The following is a 17,710-nucleotide window of genomic DNA, read 5'->3' on the forward strand; positions in this document are numbered from 1 at the left end:
ATTTAGGGGTGGAGATATGAACAAGCAGGAACTAACCTCCCTAAGAGGGCGCATCATTCCTGTGATGAAAGAACGGGTAAGGATTGCTCTTTCTTTCGCCAGCTAGGTGCAAGGAGTCGAATATATATGAAGTCTCCCACTACTCTCCCTGCCATTGGGCCGGAGACCAATTTATCCCGCTATCTTCAGGAAATCCGCCGTTTTCCTCTCCTCACATCCGAGCAAGAGTTAGATTTAGCCCGCCGCTGGCGAGATAAGCATGATAGCAGTGCTGCTCATGAGCTTGTGACCTCTCATCTGCGCCTTGTTGCAAAAATTGCCATGAGCTATCGCGGTTATGGTCTGCCCGTAAGTGAGCTTATCAGCGAGGGCAATATCGGTATGATGCAGGCTGTCCGCCGTTTTGACCCAGAGCGCGGCTTCCGCTTAGCCACTTACGCTATGTGGTGGATTCGTGCGGCTATTCAGGAATATATCCTCCATAGCTGGTCCTTAGTGAAAATGGGAACCACAGCGGCGCAGAAAAAACTCTTCTTCAATCTCCGCCGCCTTAAAGGCCAGATGCAAGCTTATGAGGAAGGCGACCTTCAACCAGAGCAGATTGACCATATTGCTAAGACGCTCGGTGTGCCAGAGCAAGATGTCATCTCCATGAATCGCCGCCTCACCGCGCCGGATCATAGCCTTAATGCCCCACTGCGCATTGATGGCGAGCAAGAATGGCAAGACTGGCTTGTGGACCAAAATGAGAGCCAAGAAGATACGCTAGCTGAAAATGAGGATATGAATGGCCGTAAGGCCCTCCTCGCCGAAGCGATGCAAACCCTTAATGAGCGTGAGCGTCACATCCTCACCGAACGCCGCTTGAAGGAAGACCCTTCCACTTTGGAGGAACTCTCCCACCATTACGGCGTCTCACGCGAGCGTATTCGTCAAATTGAAGCTCGTGCGATGGAGAAATTACAAAAGGCTATGGCTTCTGCCGTAAAAGCCCGCCGTAAGGAGCAAGGCTTCACGGAGGATGACGCTTAAAACGTCTCCTCTCCCCCTCTGGCCCTTTTTCATCCTTGCAAGACTGCGGTTCGTTTTAACGAGCCGCATTTTTGTAAATAACATCATCAAAAAAGGCGGTGCCCCATAAGGACAACCGCCTTTTTTAAAACCTCGGTTTAACCCAATGTCTTATTTAGCGCGTAGCACCTCAACACCCGGAAGGGTCTTACCCTCCAGCCATTCGAGGAAGGCACCGCCCGCTGTGGAGACGTAGCTCATACGGTCTGCCACACCTGCATGACGCAGAGCAGAAACCGTATCACCACCGCCTGCCACTGTAAGCAGCTTGCCTGCTTCAGTCAGCTTCGCTGCGGCCTGAGCCACTTCCACCGTTGCTTTATCAAACGGGGCAATCTCAAAGGCACCAAGCGGACCATTCCAGACCAGAGTCTTAAGGTCAGCTAAATGCTTGGAGATAAGCTCGGCTGTTTTTGGCCCGGCATCGAGGATCATGGCGTCATCAGGCACCTTATCCACCGGCACAACCTCAGAAGGCGCACCCGCTTTGAACTCACGCGCGACAACGGCATCTACTGGCAGAACCAGCTTGCAGCCCTTCTCTTTAGCATGAGCGGCAATCTTGCGGGCTGTCTCGTGCATGTCGGCCTCTTGGAGGGACTTGCCAACCTTCACACCCTCAGCAGCGAGGAAGGTATTAGCCATAGCCCCACCGATGAACAGCACATCCACTTTATCCAACACGTTGCCGATGAGGTCCAGCTTCGTGGAGATTTTGGAGCCACCAATAACGGCCCCAACAGGGCGTTTTGGATTCTCCAAAGCTGCAGAAAGAGCCTTCAACTCAGCTTCCATCAAGCGGCCTGCATAAGCAGGCAGAAGATGGGCTACACCCTCTGTCGAGGCATGAGCGCGGTGAGCTGCAGAGAACGCATCATCTATATAAATATCCCCATTAGCAGCCAATGCTTTAGAGAATGCAGGATCGTTCTTCTCTTCCTCAGCGTGGAAGCGTGTGTTCTCCAACAGGAGGACATCGCCATCCTTTAGGGCATCAACCGCCTTTTTAGCTTCTGGCCCAACGCAGTCGGACGCAAAAGCAACCGGGCGACCTAGCAGCTCACCCAGACGCTTACCCACCGGTGCCAGCGACATCTCAGGCACGACCTTCCCTTTAGGACGGTCGAAGTGGCTGAGAAGGATGACCTTAGCCCCCTTCTCAATCAGCTCGCGGATGGTCGGCAGCACACGCTCAATACGCGTTGTATCGGTGATGGCACCTTCATGCATGGGGACATTCAGGTCAGCGCGGAGAAGTACGCGTTTACCGCGTACCTCCGCTTTATCTAGCGTGCGAAAAGCCATGATCAGAGTTTCCCAAAGAGAGACGCTGTGTCGGACATACGGTTGGAGAAGCCCCACTCATTGTCATACCATGCGCAGATGCGGACCAGCTCACCGCCATCAACCAACGCTGTCTGCGTTGCATCGAAGGTGGAGGAGAAGGCAACATGGTTGAAGTCGTGGCTCACCAGCGGCTCTGTATTGTAGCCGAGGATGCCTTTCAGCCGGCCCTCAGAAGCCTCACGCACGGCCTCGTTCACTTCCTCGATGGAAGATGGCTTACGCTTCGGCACGAAGTCCAAAGAGACGAGGGAGACGTTCGGCGTTGGGACGCGAATCGCTGTACCATCCAGCTTGCCCTTCAGATGTGGCAGAACCAGCGCAACAGCGCGGGCAGCCCCTGTGGAGGTCGGGATGATGTTTACAGCTGCAGCGCGCGCACGGCGTGGGTCTTTATGCAGTGTGTCGATTGTGCGCTGGTCACCCGTGTAGGAGTGAACTGTCACCATGTAACCACGCTCGATGCCGAACTTGTCATCCAGCACAGCAGCGACTGGGGAGAGACAGTTGGTTGTGCAGGACCCGTTGGAAACGATCTGCATACCCGGCTTCAGAGCCTCGTTATTCACACCATAAACGATGGTGGCATCTGCATCCTTACCCGGAGCGGAAATCAGCACATGCTTTGCACCAGCTTTCAGCAGAGCAGAAGCTTTATCGCGTGCTGTAAAGAGGCCTGTGCACTCCATCGCCACATCAACACCCTGAAGCGGAATCTCTTCTGGGTTACGCTGAGAGGTCACCTTGATAGGCCCGATGGTCTTACCAGCATGGGTCTTGATGAGCAGGTCACCATTGACGACCTCAACTTCAGCCGGCAGGCGGCCATGGATGGTGTCATACTTCAGGAGGTGAGCGTTGGCCTCCACAGAACCGAGATCGTTAATCAGTACAGGCTCCACATCTGTGCGCCCGCTCTCGATAATCCCACGAAGAACCAGACGCCCGATGCGCCCGAACCCATTGATTGCAATTTTAACGGCCATTGGTCGCTTCCTCCATAATTTGGTAGCTAAAGGACGTACCATCCATAGCACCCTTGTGGCAGAGCAACAGAGGGAAAATGAAGTTTTTAAAGCAAGCCTGCTACCCTCTTGCGTCATGCCCCGCTTCCTGCGAGTAAGTCATCTATGATGGTTTTCTATACCCACCGTTCCGCTTTATGGGCCCGCACCGCTCTTTTTGCGCTGCTGGCAACCCCTCTTTGGGGCTGTAATCCGATTGATCAACGCACCTTCGACCCGCAGGCGGGTAGGCCCCCGCGCGTTGCGGCCCCTGCTTTGCCAGTCGCAGCTCCCGGTAAGCCTGCCTTCCTGCAAATTATTGAAGGTACACCAGAGGAAGAATACGGCCCAGCGGTAGAAAAAGCCGCAAAGCTCGCTCTCAGCCGGAAAAGCAACATCCTCTTTACCGTCCAAGGCATAGCACCTATGCAAAAAACGCCGGAAGCTGAAAGAGAAACCTTACACACTCTCACGCAGAACTTGGTCTCCCCTGTCGCTAATCACATATTGGCTGCGGGTGCGCGTCCTATCCAATTGGATATGCGTGTGAGTACCGATCCCACCGTCCATAGCAACATGGTGCGTATTTATGTCCGCTAGGCGTCCCCGTCTTACCTGCGCTCTCCTCCTTAAAAAAGCTGACCATACCCTACCGGGATGGCTCGCATGGCATTTGGCCTTAGGAGTCGAACATATCGCCATTATTGATGCTGGAGCCTTTGATAATGCGCGTCAGATAAGCCAAGCTTACCAAGCAGACTGGCCTATCTCGTGGCATCCTGTGGAGTTGGATGAGACTCTCCCCGCCGAGAAGCGCCGCTTAGAGCTTACACGTCATGCCCTCGCTCATCTGCGCCACATCACACAAGAGCTAGACCAGCCTGATAGTGACGATGAGAGCGATATAGCTGAAAATTGGGTCGCGATTCTTGATGCAGACGAGTATCTTAACCCAGAGCATGAGCTAGATTCTCTCCTCCAAAAAGTTCAAGAAGACACGGCGGCGATTGCCCTTCACTGGCGTATTTATGGGACGGCGGGACAACTTCGTCCCCCGCCTGGTCATATTGTTGCCAATTATCCGTGGCATGCCCCAGAATCATTCCACGACCATCATTTTGTCCGTTTGCTTGCCCGACTCGATCATTTGGCTAAACCCGAAGCTCTGACGAATCCGCACCTGCTTGACCTCCCCTCCGAGGCCATCATCCGGGCTGATGGGCAGCCATACCGTCCTGATGACGCTGACTTACTTGTGGCCCCGTGGCAAGGCGGTTGTATCCAACATTATATCTGTGCCCAAGCGCATGATGAGGCCGAGCTTCCCCCCGCTATGCGCGCTCATTATGACCGTAATGAGCAGATAACCACACCAGCGCATGACAAAATTGTGCATATGCGTCAGCTTGCTAACCAGATGCGAGAAAGTGCCCTCATCTCCGGGTTGGCACGCTTGCGTGAGCTTGCAGCACAACAATTAGACGAAAAACGGGCTGAATGGTTTTTGCAAGACCATGACCTCACTTTGGAAGACCATGTCCGCCATGATGCCTTCCATTATGACCGCGTGCGCCCCTCCTTAGAGGATATGCTTGCCCTCAACCCGCAAGTCGCCGCTCCTTATAATCCTGGTCGTACGATTCTCCTCCGCACATCTGAGGGGCAGTTACTGGAATGTGACCCACCAGAACAACACCGCCCCTTTGCAGGCTTCTGGCAGGAGAGTATCCCGCATCTCCTTACGCTTTATACGCAAGATGAAACGCCCTTTACCCTTGGGGATGCGCCTTGTCCCTTCAGCATGACTAGTTTGCGTATCAGCTTCGACCCTAAAACGCGCAGCATCCATTTGCCGCACGAAACGGGCCATGCCAGCACCCCGTTGGAAATGATTCCCGCTGCCGTGCCACCCTCCATGCTCTTTACGCCGCTTCCCCCTATGGATGAAGAAGATGGCCTCAGCGTACGCGGGTTGCTCCTTTGGGTAGCAGGCCATGCCCATACCCAGCCGCAAGACCTACAACGCGCGCTATTGCTGTTATCACCTGATTCCGCACAGCATTTACGCACATTAGCCCCCATGCTGGAGGAGTTCTTGCCCCGCTTTACTGCACGGCCTGCTTTTCTACCATAAATGCGGCTAAAACAGCCCTAAAAACCAATGCCCCGCTACTATAAGGCTCACCCCCAAAACCACACCAAGGGTAAGGGCGAGCATAGAAAGGCGGGGCGGCCCTTCGGTAGGACGTTGGGTAAGAGCGGCAAGGCTTGTCCGCAATGCCTCTACTTCTTCTTGATGAGCACGTTCCTCATCCTGCCTCTGGCGATGTTCCACACTCTGATACCGGATAAACTCTGCGGCCTCTAACGGCGTTGTGAAATACTGCTCCACTAAATGCGCTAAAAGGGTCCCTCCCTCCTGTTCATCGCCTCCGCCATCGCAAGCTAGAATACGATAAGCTGGGCAGCGCGATAGGGCCTTAATACATGCGGGCTGCTCCCATGCAGAAAGATGCCCCTTTGCCATAATCAAAAATATAATCTCATGCTCTATCTGCGATAAGTTCTGTAGAGCCTCCGGCCCTTCCGCTTCGGAGACGGCGCGTAACGTCACGTTACGCTCCGACCATAATCCCCCAAGAGCATGCACCATATGGGCCAGCCGCTCGCTACCCACACCAAGGCCAAGCAGTAGCATCCGGGCCCCCTCCTGCGTAGGAAAGGCACGCCGACGTGGTGGGAGACTACGCATAAGCTCCATCACCATCTCACTCTGGCGATGAGCCTCCTCCAGCGCATCACGCGTAAGGGAAAGAACATCCATCCGTAATGTGAGCTGCCCTTGTTGCGCGTGGGCGCGCAACACCCCTATGACCTGTACCGTCTCGCCCGTGCGCAAGCCTTCTTCCGCTACCAAAGCGGGGGGAATCTCCAACAAAAGAGCCGCCCCTGTATGGGCATCTAGCAACGGGGTTGCCTCCCGCCGCCGCCAACGCTCAACGGGGACCTCACCTATCACGCCCTTTACACGTATCGGTGTACGCCACTCCTCAAACCGGCTGCATATATCCGCGCATCGCCGCTGAAAGAGCGTTAAAACCTGCTCCGGCGCAAAAAGGGGATACGCTGCCTCCCCCTCTCGCCTTGGGGGAGAAGGAATACGCCGTGAAAATACCTCCATGACTTACCCCTCCTCCAACAATAAAGGCCCCAGAAAAGGGGCCTTGTAGCATCCTAAAAAACAAAGAGCGAGACCACACTGCTTTAAGCGAAAAAGGCCTCATAAAGTTCTGGCTTAAACCCCACCATCATCTGCTCACCCTTCACCGTAACAGGGCGGCGAATCAAAGTCGGATGAGCCAGCATGAGAGCCACAGCTTTCGCTTCATCCAACCCTTCTTTCTCCGCCTCATCCAAACGACGGAAGGTCAGGCTAGAACGATTCAACAGCTTCTCCCACCCCACTGTAGCGCACCATGCCTCTAGCAAAGCCGAGGTCACACCATCCTTACGGACATCATGGTAGTGGAAGGGTATCTCTGCCTCCTCCAGCCATTTCATAGCCTTCTTAACGGTGGAGCAGGTCTTAATCCCGTAAAGGGTAATCACATCAGCCATGAAGGCGGCTTTCTTGCAAAAGAACTCTAAAAGGGGGAGATGGTCTCATCATGGTGCTGCTGGCGAGGATTGAACTCGCGACCTCTCCCTTACCAAGGGAGTGCTCTACCACTGAGCTACAGCAGCCTTGCGAAAACCTATGGCGGGTTACCTAGCCTGTTCGCCCTCTCCGTGCAACCCTTAATTAGTCATCACGATAAATCTTTTCGTGCCGCTCATGCCGTTCTTGTGCTTCTAGCGACAATATGGCAATAGGCCGTGCCTCCAGACGTTGCAGACCGATAGGCTCGCCTGTCTCCTCACAATAACCGTAAGACCCATCCTCAATCCGTGCCAACGCCATATCAATCTTGATGATTAACTTACGCGCACGGTCACGCGTTCTTAGCTCAAAAGCACGGTCCGTCTCCACTGTTGCGCGGTCTGTTAGATCAGCCTCGTGGATGCCCCCTTCGGAAAGACTCGCTAACGTCTCCCCCGCCTCTTTGAGAAGGTCCATCCGCCAATGCAGCAATTTTTGCTTAAAATACGCTAATTGCCGTTCATTCATAAACTCTTCATCCTCAGAAGGACGATAGTCGGGTGAAAGCGTAATCATGTGCAACGTCTCCTCACAACACGCTACCTTTCCCACAGAGCTGCTACAGCGCACTAGCAGAAAGGATGTTGCCTCGGTTTATATCGCTCTCAAAAAAGCACGCAAGGTAGATTAGGAGGTTTTTTAGGAAATCTTCATTATTTTAATAATAGTTTAATAATTGATGCCCATAGCCACTTAAATAAAAACACCCTTTATGAAAGAACGCATATTCTCTGCAAAGGCAGCAAGTTCACCCTGATAACGCATTAATTTTGTGCCAACGCGCGGCGGCTAACACGCACCCTCACAACACGGCGGCGTTCTGTCTCTAACACTTCAAACAACCAGCCAGAGAACACCACCTTATCCCCCTGCGCAGGGACACGGCGTAATAGAGCCATCAAAGCCCCGCCTAATGTATGATACCGCCCATCCTCAACCATTGGGGGTAGGTCCAGCCGTGTGCATACATCATCAATCGGCATGAAACCATCAAGGATATATTCCTCTTTCCCATCCACCTCATGCCGTTTTTGAGAGGACGCATCTAGGGCCTCATCCCCAATAATCGCCTCAAAAACATCAGAGGGTGTAACGATGCCTTCAAAAGAGCCATATTCATCAAAGACAAAGACTATACCGAGGGAAATCCCCTTCAAACGCTCAATCATCCCTTGAGCTGTAAGGCTATCTGGAATAGCGGGCGGGGTGCGCAATACAGCATCAATCGAAAGGGGCAAACCTAACAACAGTCGGTCCATCACATCCTTAGCCAGCATCACACCGACTGGATGGTCCACATTGTCCTCACAAACAACAATCCGCCCGTAAGAAGACTGCCGCAACTTACTAACCAGCGTCTCCTCATCCGCATTACGGTCTATCCAAAACAGCTCATTGCGTGGCGTCATAATCGCACGAACGGGACGATCCGCTAAGCGAAGCAGACGCTCGATAATCTCACGCTCCTCCGTTTCCAAAATCCCCGCTTGCATTCCCTCTTGCAGGACGGCTTTAAGCTCCTCCTCCGTTACAGTGGCACGCGGGAGAGAGCCTATCCCCACAAGTTGCAGCACACAATTAGAGGTCTTACTGAGCAACCACACAACCGGGCGCGTACACCAAGATAAGGCCAAAAGCGGCGCAGAGAGATGAATGGCTATAGCCTCTGGTCGCTGCAATGCGATTTGTTTGGGCACAAGCTCCCCAAAGACCAACATGGCAAACGTGATACACGCCACCACAATAATGATGGATAGCTCACCAGCAAATGGTTGAAAAATAGCCCAATGCTCAATGTAATGCTGAAGTGATTCCTCAATCTGGCTGCCCCCAAATGCCCCCTCCAAGATAGAGACAAGGGTCATACCTATCTGCACAGTCGGCAAAAAGTTTTGAGGATTTTCCGCCAGCTTTAATGCACGCTCTGCCCCAGCAACTTTTGTTTGTGCAAGATGGGACAACCGGGCGCGTTTGGCAGAGATAAGAGCTAGCTCACCCGTGGCGAAAACACCATTAAGGACGATGAGCAGAATAATTATAAGGATAGGAATCATCATAAAACTATCCTGCCCTGATAAGCCCGCCATCACAAGGTAATGACGAGAAAATCAGAGCAGGAAATATGGCCCTACTTTGCCGGGGCCGGGGCTGGGCTTTCACTCTGCCCGTTAATGCGTACGCGTGGACCACGAGCCGGTTTGCCGCGCTTAGCGTCCTCGCCTTCAAGCCGCTCCATCTGGCGCGCTACCTCAGCATCATACCCGTAAGAGGCAGGCCGCTGATTCGCTAACGATATCTCCGGAGCCATGGGCTTTTCCGTCTCTGGCCCTTGCAACGCTACTTTGATGAAATGCCAAGGACGCTGCACTGCATCCATCACCGCTGTGGATTCATAGCCAGAATGGACCATACAATCGGCGCATTTCTCATACGCACCGGTACCGTACTGGTCCCACGCTGTATCATCCATCAGCTCCTTGAAGGTCTTAGCGTAACCTTCACCCAACAAATAGCAAGGACGCTGCCAACCAAAGACGGTCCGCAACGGCTTACCCCATGGGGTACAATGATATGTCTCGTTGCCTGCTAAGAAGTTGAGGAACAAAGGAGACTGCGTAAACCGCCATTTATGGCCCTTACCCAAGCGGAAAATATCCCGGAAAAGGGTCTTCGTCTTTTGGCGATTAAGGAAGTGCTCTTGGTCCGGGGCACGCTCATAAGCATAGCCCGGTGCTGTCATCACACCATCAACGCCTAGGCGCATGACTTCATCAAAAAAAGCTGCAACACGCTCTGGCTTAGCACCATCAAACAAGGTGCAGTTAATAGAGACGCGGAAGCCTTTGGATTTTGCCAATTTAATGGCCTTCACCGCACGATCATACACCCCTTCTTGGCAGACGGACGAATCATGCATCTGCTGGTCACCATCGAGATGGATGTCCCACGAGAAGAAAGGTGATGGTTTATAGTCATCGATCTTCTTCTCTAACAAAAGGCCATTCGTGCAGAGATACACATATTTTTTACGCGCCACGAGGCCCGCAATAATCTGTGGCATCTCTTTATGTAAGAGGGGCTCTCCCCCCGCCACAGCAATCACTGGGGCACCAGCTTCAGTATCCGCATCAAGACATTCTTGATAGCTCATACGCTGGTTAAGAATCTTCGCTGGATAATCAATCTTGCCACAGCCCGCGCAAGCCAAATTGCAGCGGAACAGCGGCTCAAGCATCAACACAAGCGGGTAACGCTTGCGCCCTGTGAGGTGCTGCTTGAGAACGTACCGTCCAACTCGGACAGCCTGCATCAATGGTACGGCCATTATAATCCTCTGATAATATCTTCCTGAGCTGAATCACGGTATCAGACCACCCGTGGCACATAGCCCGACAGACGCGCCAGAATGAGACTGCCGAGCCTGCACCGCTTCCCTCTCGCAGAAGCAGCGCAGAAATGCAAGCTTAACGAACTAAGCCCTACACCCTCACTAGAGGATTCGGTGGAAGATTCTCTCTTTTCCTTCTTACTGTGGACTCGTTTATCCGGCGGCAATGCGCTATACTGTCTCGCTAACTGTAGCAGATTCAACACAGTTATACGAAATCCTGCAAGGCGTACCCTTGCAAACTGCCCCATCGCCTCTTGCATAAAAGGACGCATAGGAGGAAAGAGCATGTCCATGAAACGTTGTCTTATCTCTTCCCTTGGAATGATGGCCCTCGCTATAGGGACTGTCTCCACTCTTGGGGTTCATCCCGCACTGGCAAGCCGGAGTTCGGCATCTGCCACCCCTGTTGCTACAACGCCACAAGCCCCGATAGAAGCCTTATATAAGGCCTTGGATAAGTCTGAACATTCCTCTGCCAATATGAGCAAACGCAGCGCAATGATCGCGCCGTTCGTTGAGCATGCTTTTGATATGGAGTCCATCCTCAAACGCTCCATCGGGCTACATTACGACCATCTTTCTACTGCTGAAAAAAACGACCTATTGGCAGCTTTTAAACATTTCACCGTAGCGCGTTATGTCTCTACCTTTAAGCCGGGAACAGATGCTGTCTTTACCGTTGTAAACACGATCCAGCAGGATGGACGGACCATCGTCCACACCACTATCGGCGGGAAAGATGACCCTAATGGGACACCAACACCCATTGACTATGTCATGGCCCAAGGTCCCGACGGCTGGCGCATCACCGATATTTTGCTAGATGGTCACATCAGCCAAGTTGCTGCTCAACGGGCTGATTTTAAGACAATCTTCAACGAGAAAGGAGCAAACGGCCTAGCGCGTAGCCTCACCACCAAAGCTGACGATTTCCTCCGCGAATAATTTGCGATAGCTTTTCATCACGTCCACCTACATTATAATTTGTATCCCACTCCGCTGGGCAGACGTGATGAAAAGCTTAGAAAAACGCCCTTCCCTCCATTCTCATGAGGTATCTTGATTGATGGCCCCACTCTTTGCGATAGCCTCCGCCCTGAGCGGAGCTTTTTCACTAGCGGGGCATGTGCAGAATCTCATCGGGACAAGCTTACTCTCTCGTTTCTGCCAGAATGTGCGCATCCCCGGTCGGCCTGCCCCCTATCAGCGCGAGGCTTCCTCTCACAACCAAGAGGCTCTAAGCCCCAGCGTTACGCTCATGAAGCCGGTACATGGGGATGAGCCACGCCTTGAAGATGCATTAGAAAGCTTCTTCCAGCAGGATTACCCATCCTATCAAATCATCTTCGGCCTACATAAAGAAGATGATACGGCTTTACCGGTAATTCGCCGCCTCCAGCAGCGTTATCCTCATCACGATGTAACAATCATTATTGATGATGCCTTACATGGCCCTAATCGTAAGGTCAGTAACCTCATCAATATGTATCCCTCTTGCCGACATGACATTTTGATCATCTCTGATTCCGATATTCATGTCAGCCCAGATTACATCACGCATATTGTTAAAGCATTCCAACAAGAGAAGGTTCAGCTTGTAACCACACTATATGCGGGCTTACCTGCTAGCCCCAGCCTCACCCGCATATTGGGCGCCCACAGCATTAACACCAACTTCCTTCCCGGTGTGATGATGTCCCGCCTCATGGGGCGTCAAGATTGCCTCGGGGCTACGATGGCCCTCAAACGAACGCATTTACAACAGATTGGTGGGTTTGAGGCCCTTGTCTCTCATGTCGCTGATGATGCCGTGCTAGGCCAGCTTATCCGCCGTAATGGGGGGGAGATTGCCCTTGCGCGGACTTTATGCCAGACGACTATCACCGAGACCTCCCTAAAGGACCTTTTCACCCATGAGCTACGCTGGGGACGAACGGTTCGGAGTGTGGAGCCTCTTGGATATGGGCTTTCTGTCCTACAGTTACCGCTTTTCTGGGGGGTGTTGTGTGTCCTTTTTGCACCATCGCGCCGTTTTTCATGGGGCTTGTTGATAGGAGGGATGCTCTGCCGTGGAGCCGTGACACGGCGCATTAACCACCTGACAAACTGCGCTTTACCCGGCATTTTCCCTTTCCTTATATTCCGAGACTGCCTCTCTGCTTGTGTGATGCTCGGAAGTGCCCGTGGCTCGCGTGTAACATGGCGGGGGCAGACAATGCACATCTCCCGTGGCAAAACACGTACGAAGTCCCTATAACGAACCCCAACAACGATCGTGCCCCTTAATCCTGATCAACGAAACCGGCGTTGACAGGCCCGACATTATCAGGAGTGTCCATACATGTTGAGAACATTGTTTCTACAGCCCCCATCCTTCGACGGCTTTGATGGTGGTGCTGGCTCACGTTATCAGGCGAAGCGAGAGATTCGCTCCTTCTGGTATCCTACATGGTTGGCCCAACCTGCAGCAATGGTCCCCGGCTCTCGCTTGATTGACGCTCCACCGGCTAAAATGGGCATGGGGCCTATCCTTGAGGATGTGAAGAATCGTGATCTCGTCATCATGCACACCTCCACACCCTCCTTCCCCTCTGATGTCCGCGTGGCACAAATGCTGAAGGACGCCAACCCGAAGCTGAAGATTGGTATGGTTGGCGCAAAAGTTGCCGTCCAGCCCGATGAGAGCCTTGCCCAAGGCAGCCCGATCGACTTCGTAGCCCGCAATGAGTTCGACTTCACCATCAAAGAGATTGCCGAGGGGAAACCTCTCGCAGAGGTTGATGGCATCACATGGCGTAATGAAAATGGTGAGATTATCACCAATAAAGACCGTGCGATGATTGAGGATATGGATAGCCTCCCCTTCGTAACGGAGGTTTATAAGCGCGACCTACGGATTGAAGATTACTTCATCGGTTATCTCAAGCATCCTTATATCTCCATCTATACAGGCCGTGGGTGTAAGTCCCGCTGCACCTTCTGCCTTTGGCCGCAAACTGTGGGTGGGCACCGCTACCGTACCCGCAGCCCAGAGCATGTAGCCGCTGAAATTAAGCTTGCGATGAAATACTTCCCGCAGGTGAAAGAGTTCTTCTTTGATGATGATACCTTCACCGATGACCTCCCCCGCGCAGAGGCCATCGCACGGGAGCTGGGCAAGCTGGGTGTAACATGGTCCTGCAATGCTAAAGCCAATGTCCCTTATGACACGCTAAAAGTTCTGCGTGATAACGGCTTACGCTTGCTGCTGGTAGGGTATGAGAGCGGTAATCAACAAATCCTGCATAACATCAAAAAAGGTATGCGGATTGAGACAGCCCGTGAGTTCACCAAAAACTGCCACAAGCTGGGCATTAAGATTCACGGGACCTTCATTGTTGGTCTGCCCGGTGAAACACGCGAGACCATCCGCGAAACCATCCAATATGCTAAAGAGATTGACCCGCACACATTACAGGTCTCTCTCGCAGCTCCTTATCCGGGGACATTCCTGCATAAGCAGGCCTCTGAGAATGGCTGGCTGAATCTTGATGAAGCTGAGCTGATTGACGAGAATGGTGTGCAGATTGCCCCGCTGCATTACCCCCATCTCTCCCATACGGAAATCTTTAAGAGCGTGGAGACCTTCTATAAGGAGTTCTATTTCCGCCCCTCCAAGATTTTCGCTATCTTGAAGGAAATGGCAACTGACCCACAAATGCTCAAACGCCGCTTGCGTGAGGGTGTGGAGTTCTTCCAGTTCCTCCGTCAGCGTCATTCTGCCTAAGGCAAACGCCGCATGAATACCTCTACACAACGCCGTGTTATTTTCTCTGCTGATGATTTCGGTATGAGTGTGGAGGTCAATGAGGCGATTGAGGAGGCCCATCGCAAAGGCCTCCTCAGCACGGCAAGCCTCATGGTTGCCGCCCCGGCTTTTGAGGACGCTCTACGCCGTGCCCAACGTATGCCAGACCTCCGGTTGGGGTTACATCTTGTCGTTATAGAGGGCGATTCCTGCCTGCATCTGCCTGTTATTACGGATGAAAAAGGCTGGTTTGGTCGGAATCAAGTAGGGCTGGGCTTTCAATATTTCTTCTCTCCCGCTACGCGCTCTGCGTTAAAGAAGGAAATCCACGCTCAATTCCAGCAATTTGCACGCACAGGGCTGCGGTTGGACCATGCCAATGCGCATAAGCATATGCATCTCCATCCCACAATCGGGCATTTACTGCTCCAAACGGGCAAAATCTATGGGTTAAAGGCCGTTCGCACACCTATGGAACCTGCGGGCCCCATGGGGGAAACGCCTCACCTAGGTGACTGCGCGTTGGAGCAATGGACGCGTGTCCTACGCTGGCAAATTTGGAAAGCCGGGATGAAAACCAACGATTCCTGCTTTGGTTTGCGGTGGTCTGGCCATATGACGCCAGAGCGCATCCAACGCCTCATCCCTCAACTCCCTGCCGGGGTGAGTGAGGTTTATTTCCACCCCGCCAAGAGCCAAAACGCACAAATGGCTGCCCTCATGCCCGGCTATCAGCCAGAGCAAGAGCTAGCTGCCTTAACAGACCCTGCTACGCGCGCGTTACTCGCCCCACATAACATCCAACTGACAACATGGGACGCGCTGTAAACACACCGCGCCCCCTAGTGCTACGCCTTAGGCTTTAAGGGCAAAATCCGCACCTGGACGACCACCAAGGCGAGCAATCACATGGCCCGCAGCCTCATTGCCTAACCGCGCAGACTCCACAAGAGAATGATGGCGGCTATAGCCTGCGAGGAAGCCCGCTGCAAAAGCATCACCCGCACCAGTCGTATCAACCAGCTTCACCGGCTTAGTGGGGACATCGTGCCGTTCCTCACCCGCTTGGATAACAGCCCCCTTCTCCCCACGGGTCACAACACCAAGGGCAACATCATGAGAGAGGGCTTTTAAAGCATCATCAAGCGTCTCTGTCTCGTAAAGGGCGAGAATCTCAGCCTCATTGGCAAAGAGGATATCAACCGATTCTGCCACAAAATCCCGGAAAGCTGCCTGATGACGTTGGATGCAGAAACTATCAGAGAGCGTTAAAGAGACCTTACGCCCCGCTTTATGCGCTAAACGGGCTGCCTGATAAAAAGCCTCCTGCGCTTGGGGGCGATCAAATAAATAACCCTCAAGGTAGGTAATAGCCGACTCGGCCACGATATTCTCTAAAACATCATGGGGTGTGAACTCCACACAAGCCCCTAGATATGTAAACATCGTGCGTTGGCCATCGGGCGTAATCAACACAATGCAACGCGCTGTAGGAATAGCCTCGCCAGCCGCTAGGGGCGTGGAGGGGACATCTATACCCTGTTTGCGTAAATCCGCTGTAAAATCCTCGCCCGCTTTATCGGCTGCAACCTTACCAAGATAAGCTGTTTTTGCCCCCATACGCGCAGCAACAACCACACTATTCGCTGCTGAGCCACCCCCTGCTACATGCTCGATATGGATACGCTGCTCCAACTTTGCCATGGTAGCAGCATCAATGAGCGTCATGCTCCCCGGTACAGCCCCAAACTCTGCCAACAGCTCTGGCGTGACAGTTGCCAGCACATCCACGATGGCATTGCCAATGCATAAAAGGTCATATTTCGGAGGGGTAGCGGACATGATAGGTCACTTTCTTTTATAGTCTGACATTAAATATTCCCTACCATAACCTTCAGACCTTGTAGAGCCATCTCTCTTTATCCTCTCGTGATAAGGAAAAGATGCACTTACCTGCATGGATTACCTAGCCAAGGGCACGACTTCCCTCTATTTTAGGGATACGCCTGATGACAGGGCAGAGTTCGGCATGGCTCCCCTTAGGAGATGTGCCGTTATTGCGTGCTACTCTATCGCCTGATTAAAGGAAATCATGTCTCTACCTACTCCCCCCTCCCCTATGCCGGGTCCCGCTCCCCGCCAGCGGATAACCCCCAACCGCAATAATCACCAAGAAAAAACACGCACAGTTGACAATGCGCGGACTCTCATCGTCCATAACAGCATCACCATCCGCGGCTCGATTGAGAATATTGAACGTCTCATTGTCGAAGGGACAGTTGCTGTAGAACATTTAACGGTGAAAGAACTTATCATCGCCCCCGACGGGCACTTTCATGGTTCAGCAGAAGCGGGAACGGCTGAAGTTGCTGGCACACTAGAAGGTGACCTCACTGTCCGCAATATGCTTACTATCCGCGCTAGTGGGCGGCTACTCGGCAATGCAGAATGTCGCCGCTTGCAGGTCGATGAAGGCGGCCAAGTCACAGGGAAGTTGGGCATGATTACCTCAGCCCTCCCCGGCAATAAAGACCATAACGTGTCCCACCATCATGAGAGCGAAAAACATAGCACCGGGTCTCATCACGCCTAAGCCCGGCTCTATCTGTTACGCTATGGCCTCAGCTTACAAAAAAGCTGCCAGCTTCCTTAAAGGACTGGCAGCTTTTTTGTACCGCTTATATGGCCATTTTAATGGCGGCGGTCTCGAATCTTTACATAAGCTATGGCCGCATGCTCAGCACAATAAGGCTTGCCCGCAAGAGGGGTAGCCCCACAAAAATGAAACTCCGGCGTACCAGGATCCCCATGGGGCCATTGGCATGTTGGCCCTTGTCGTGTGGCGCGATCCATCACCTCCCGTACCCGGCGCGGCGGCGCAACCTTACGCGGCGCAGCCACAACAGCAGGGCGGCTCGCCTCCTCTACATCCTTTAATGCTGGCTCATCAACCGCAACTGTCTTTTGAGGGGTAGGCGGTACCGCCGGCACCTCCTGCGGCTTTGAGGCAAGCTTCTTCGGCTTTTCTACCTTCGCCTTCTCCTCCACAGGGGGCGTAGCGAACAGCTCCTCCGTCACAGCGGATGCCTTTTTCTGCTTCGCTGTGGCAGCTGGGGCCTCTCCCTCAGCAGTTTTTTTAGCACGACTAGCACGCGGGCGCGCAGGCTTGGCCCCGCCCTCCGTAGCGGTTTTATTACGGATGGGGGACGGGCGCGAGGGTAAGTTAAGACGATGAGCCTTACCAACAACCGCATTTTTTGTAATAGAAAGCTGACGGCCAATCTCCGCTGTGGAGAGACCTTGCTCCCACAATTCTTTAAGACGAGCAATCAGCTCATCTGTCCATTCCATAGCCATTGCTGCTCTCTCCACTCCTGCCCGTAGCGTTGTTACGGGGCTCTTACGCTACGCTT

Annotated in this window: 17 protein-coding genes and 1 tRNA gene; 8 read left to right on the plus strand and 10 right to left on the minus strand. The window is 53.0% G+C overall.

Translation table 11 applies throughout. From position 1 onward, the window contains the following. Window positions 1–126: 126 nt before the first annotated feature. Complete coding sequence (rpoH, locus tag GM556_RS06550; RefSeq protein ID WP_155573773.1) at window positions 127–1,032, plus strand: RNA polymerase sigma factor RpoH; 906 nt, start codon at window positions 127–129, stop codon at window positions 1,030–1,032. Window positions 1,033–1,182: 150 nt separating this feature from the next. On the opposite strand, the gene GM556_RS06555 is transcribed toward rpoH, so the two are convergent. After that, entirely contained in the window at window positions 1,183–2,376 is a 1,194-nt protein-coding gene (locus GM556_RS06555) for a phosphoglycerate kinase (protein WP_155579620.1), read from the minus strand. Between the two features lie 2 nt (window positions 2,377–2,378). Further along, window positions 2,379–3,401, minus strand: coding sequence for a type I glyceraldehyde-3-phosphate dehydrogenase (gene gap / locus GM556_RS06560; RefSeq protein ID WP_099026950.1), 1,023 nt, complete (start codon window positions 3,399–3,401; stop codon window positions 2,379–2,381). 144 nt (window positions 3,402–3,545) lie between these two features. Between gap and GM556_RS06565 the strand changes: the two genes are divergently transcribed. After that, a complete protein-coding gene (locus GM556_RS06565) occupies window positions 3,546–4,019 on the plus strand; it encodes a hypothetical protein (RefSeq protein ID WP_155579621.1) in 474 nt (157 codons plus the stop codon). Further along, window positions 4,009–5,553, plus strand: coding sequence for a glycosyltransferase family 2 protein (locus GM556_RS06570; RefSeq protein WP_155573776.1), 1,545 nt, complete (start codon window positions 4,009–4,011; stop codon window positions 5,551–5,553). The genes GM556_RS06565 and GM556_RS06570 overlap by 11 nt, the downstream gene beginning before the upstream one ends. Window positions 5,554–5,559: 6 nt before the next feature. On the opposite strand, the gene GM556_RS06575 is transcribed toward GM556_RS06570, so the two are convergent. From GM556_RS06575 to hpnH, 6 genes are all read right to left on the minus strand, one after another. Continuing rightward, window positions 5,560–6,600 (minus strand): hypothetical protein, encoded by a 1,041-nt coding sequence (locus GM556_RS06575; RefSeq protein WP_155579622.1) that lies wholly within the window; start codon window positions 6,598–6,600, stop codon window positions 5,560–5,562. A gap of 83 nt (window positions 6,601–6,683) precedes the next feature. After that, window positions 6,684–7,037, minus strand: coding sequence for an arsenate reductase (locus GM556_RS06580; protein WP_155573778.1), 354 nt, complete (start codon window positions 7,035–7,037; stop codon window positions 6,684–6,686). 51 nt (window positions 7,038–7,088) lie between these two features. Then, window positions 7,089–7,163 (minus strand) — tRNA-Thr (locus tag GM556_RS06585). Between the two features lie 58 nt (window positions 7,164–7,221). Beyond that, window positions 7,222–7,635, minus strand: coding sequence for an RNA polymerase-binding protein DksA (dksA, locus tag GM556_RS06590; protein WP_155573779.1), 414 nt, complete (start codon window positions 7,633–7,635; stop codon window positions 7,222–7,224). A gap of 248 nt (window positions 7,636–7,883) precedes the next feature. Further along, a complete protein-coding gene (locus tag GM556_RS06595; RefSeq protein ID WP_155573780.1) occupies window positions 7,884–9,176 on the minus strand; it encodes a hemolysin family protein in 1,293 nt (430 codons plus the stop codon). Between the two features lie 71 nt (window positions 9,177–9,247). Next, window positions 9,248–10,444: an adenosyl-hopene transferase HpnH gene (hpnH, locus tag GM556_RS06600; RefSeq protein ID WP_155573781.1), complete on the minus strand. Its 1,197-nt coding sequence runs from the start codon at window positions 10,442–10,444 to the stop codon at window positions 9,248–9,250. 351 nt (window positions 10,445–10,795) lie between these two features. Here hpnH and GM556_RS06605 point away from each other — a divergent pair, with 351 nt between their 5' ends. From GM556_RS06605 to hpnK, 4 genes are all read left to right on the plus strand, one after another. Beyond that, window positions 10,796–11,455, plus strand: coding sequence for an ABC transporter substrate-binding protein (locus GM556_RS06605; RefSeq protein ID WP_155573782.1), 660 nt, complete (start codon window positions 10,796–10,798; stop codon window positions 11,453–11,455). 121 nt (window positions 11,456–11,576) lie between these two features. After that, entirely contained in the window at window positions 11,577–12,767 is a 1,191-nt protein-coding gene (gene hpnI, locus GM556_RS06610) for a bacteriohopanetetrol glucosamine biosynthesis glycosyltransferase HpnI (RefSeq protein WP_155579624.1), read from the plus strand. Window positions 12,768–12,851: 84 nt separating this feature from the next. Further along, window positions 12,852–14,276 carry a hopanoid biosynthesis associated radical SAM protein HpnJ gene (gene hpnJ, locus GM556_RS06615; RefSeq protein ID WP_155579625.1) on the plus strand — a complete coding sequence of 475 codons (1,425 nt, stop codon included), beginning with the start codon at window positions 12,852–12,854 and terminating at the stop codon, window positions 14,274–14,276. 12 nt (window positions 14,277–14,288) lie between these two features. Beyond that, window positions 14,289–15,125: a hopanoid biosynthesis-associated protein HpnK gene (hpnK, locus tag GM556_RS06620; RefSeq protein WP_155579626.1), complete on the plus strand. Its 837-nt coding sequence runs from the start codon at window positions 14,289–14,291 to the stop codon at window positions 15,123–15,125. A gap of 27 nt (window positions 15,126–15,152) precedes the next feature. Here the strand turns inward: hpnK and GM556_RS06625 are convergent, their stop codons facing one another. Next, the gene (locus tag GM556_RS06625; protein ID WP_155579627.1) at window positions 15,153–16,139 is read right to left on the minus strand and encodes an adenosine kinase; all 987 of its coding nucleotides are present in this window, start codon (window positions 16,137–16,139) and stop codon (window positions 15,153–15,155) included. 250 nt (window positions 16,140–16,389) lie between these two features. On the opposite strand from GM556_RS06625, the gene GM556_RS06630 reads away from it, so the two are divergent. Then, on the plus strand, window positions 16,390–16,890 hold the full coding sequence (locus GM556_RS06630; RefSeq protein WP_155579628.1) for a polymer-forming cytoskeletal protein: 501 nt from the start codon (window positions 16,390–16,392) through the stop codon (window positions 16,888–16,890). 98 nt (window positions 16,891–16,988) lie between these two features. Here the strand turns inward: GM556_RS06630 and GM556_RS06635 are convergent, their stop codons facing one another. Further along, window positions 16,989–17,648 (minus strand): GcrA family cell cycle regulator, encoded by a 660-nt coding sequence (locus tag GM556_RS06635; RefSeq protein ID WP_196424784.1) that lies wholly within the window; start codon window positions 17,646–17,648, stop codon window positions 16,989–16,991. Between the last annotated feature and the right edge of the window lie 62 nt (window positions 17,649–17,710).

The organism is Bombella sp. ESL0378 (genome assembly GCF_009725845.1).
GTDB classification, from domain to species: domain Bacteria; phylum Pseudomonadota; class Alphaproteobacteria; order Acetobacterales; family Acetobacteraceae; genus Bombella; species Bombella pollinis.